At 43.6% G+C, this 653-nt stretch carries 1 protein-coding gene; it reads left to right on the forward strand.

The window, feature by feature from the left end:
- Window positions 1-44: 44 nt before the first annotated feature.
- The coding region (locus CWC02_RS20470) for a TonB-dependent receptor plug domain-containing protein (protein WP_349304133.1) at window positions 45-653 on the forward strand (609 nt) is incomplete at its 3' end.

Genomic DNA, 653 nt, shown 5'->3' on the forward strand with positions numbered 1-653 from the left:
GCATAAAGCGTACTGACCTAGAAGTGGCATGACCTGTAATCAGCATCACATCTGCTGATATTAAAATGGAAGGTGACTTCACTGTAGCTGATGCTCTTCGTTCAAGCTCACTGAACTCATTCGGCTCATTCTCAGAGCGTTCAGGTAGCTCAGCTCAGTCTCAAGCAACAATCAACTTACGTGGTGCGGGTTCTCGCCGTACACTTGTACTATTAAACGGTCGTCGTTTCCCAGGCTCACCAACATTAGGTGGCGCATCAGCAAACTTAAATGCTATTCCAATGGCAGCAGTTGAGCGTATTGACATCATGACTGAAGGTGCATCATCTATCTATGGTTCTGATGCAATGGCTGGTGTAGTTAATGTTATCTTAAAAGATAACTACGAAGGTTTAAGCTTCAATATTGGTGCTGGCCACCGTGACCAAGATGAAGGTACAACATCTTCAGAGTTTTCAGTTGTAGGCGGTATCTCAAACGATAAAGGTAACATCACGTTTGCATATGATTACCAAAAACGTGAAGGTATCAGCGATGCTGCACGTGATTACACTAAAGCTAAAATTGGCGATTTAGATGGTGACGGTGATATTGAAGCATACACTGCAGATACTGTGGGTTGGTCTTACTACGGTGCAACTGTTTTATCTCCC

Source organism: Pseudoalteromonas sp. S2721 (assembly GCF_005887425.1).
GTDB classification, from domain to species: Bacteria; Pseudomonadota; Gammaproteobacteria; order Enterobacterales; family Alteromonadaceae; genus Pseudoalteromonas; species Pseudoalteromonas simplex.